The 1,506-nt window shown below is 43.8% G+C and carries 1 protein-coding gene; it reads right to left on the reverse strand.

Annotation, left to right across the window (positions count from 1 at the left end; translation table 11 throughout):
* Positions 1-72: 72 nt before the first annotated feature.
* Positions 73-1,407 (reverse strand): ISNCY family transposase, encoded by a 1,335-nt coding sequence (locus tag WAE57_RS15740; protein ID WP_337711296.1) that lies wholly within the window; start codon positions 1,405-1,407, stop codon positions 73-75.
* Between the last annotated feature and the right edge of the window lie 99 nt (positions 1,408-1,506).

Here is a 1,506-nt window from a genome sequence, read left to right on the forward strand (position 1 = left end):
TTTGGGCTTACAGCTCTCTGTTATTCACCAATTAAAATGTCTATGCGATAAACCATTTAAAATGTCCTGTTTTTAACTGCAAGAGTCAAGAACAGGATTTAAGTTTCTTTGTTCAATAACAGCTTTCTGAGCTTTACGACTCGGCATACTTTTCTTGGCCCGGGAACGTTTATTCTGTTTTTCCAATTCTTCATGCTGCTGCTGGATATGCGCCAGAACTGAACCCAACCGTTTATTCTCAACAATCTCATTTTGCTGTAGCCCAGCCAATTTATTGAAGATGCTGTAGTTGATCTTCCGACCTTCATGCATGAGAGCCACAGTACCATCCGGATATTCCAAGAATGAAATGTATTGTCCAACTAATTTCTGGTTCAATTCAGTCGGTTCAAGCATATAAATACATTTGTCATACGTCAAGGTTAGATTCTTGGTGACATTACGCGGTTCCTGCCAGGTAAAAATATCATCCAGTTCAAGATCAAATTCGGTTAATGGCCGATGTAAATTCTTTGCATTTCTCGCACATTTGCCAAACTTCTGATTGAAATGCTCAATAAAGCAGGGTAGCCATGCATTGGCTTCTGCAATCGAACCGATGCCTTCCAGGCGCATTTCCTTGATCAGACGGTCCTGAAGGGTTCGGTTGGCACGTTCTACGCGACCCTTGGCCTGTGGGGAATTGGCGAAGATAATATCAATGTTTAACTCGTTCAGAATCCGCCCAAATTGCGTGATCTTGCTGTCTTGGCTCGATTTCTGATTGACTCGGAATACCGAGTGTTTATCGCTATAAAAGGCCAGAGGCTTGCCGTATTGTTCAATGTAGGCTCGGGTTGAAAGCATATAATCAAAGGTCGTTTCAGCCTCACAAAAGCGCAGATGTAGCAGCTTTCCAGTCGCGTCATCGATATAAACCAGTAAGCAGCATTTGGCGGCTCGTCCTTCAAACCAGTCATGATATGAGCCATCAATCTGGATCAGCTCACCGAAGCAATCACGGTTATAGCGTGGCTGATATGGACGTTTCAGTCGCTTGGATCGAGGAATCCAGAGCTCATTGGCCGTCATCCAGCGACGAACCGTTTCTACCGGAATATCTAGGGCAAACATGCTGCTGAGCTTTTCATGCGCCAAGGTGGGTCCAAATCCAAGCAGATGTTCAGAAATAATGGAAAGACATTGCGATTTTAATAACTCATCATGGCGATGATGGCCCGGTTGACCACGACTGGCATGTGTCAGGCCTGAAATACCATCTTGCTTGAGCTTCTGCAATAACCGGGTAATTTGACGGGTTGAAAGATTCAGAATTTCTGCAGCACGGACTTGTGTAATACGTTGATCTCGAACGTCTTGCAGGACAGCAAGACGTTGTATTTCCTTGTCAGACATAGTGATCAGCATCTCGATTCATATCCAGTCCATGATGTTGATGCGCATCATAGACCATAGACCAGACATTTTTATTGGTGAGAATACAGACACTTTAAATGGTTTCTAACA

It is taken from the genome of Acinetobacter sp. NS-4 (assembly GCF_037402435.1).
In the GTDB taxonomy this organism is placed as follows: Bacteria; Pseudomonadota; Gammaproteobacteria; order Pseudomonadales; family Moraxellaceae; genus Acinetobacter.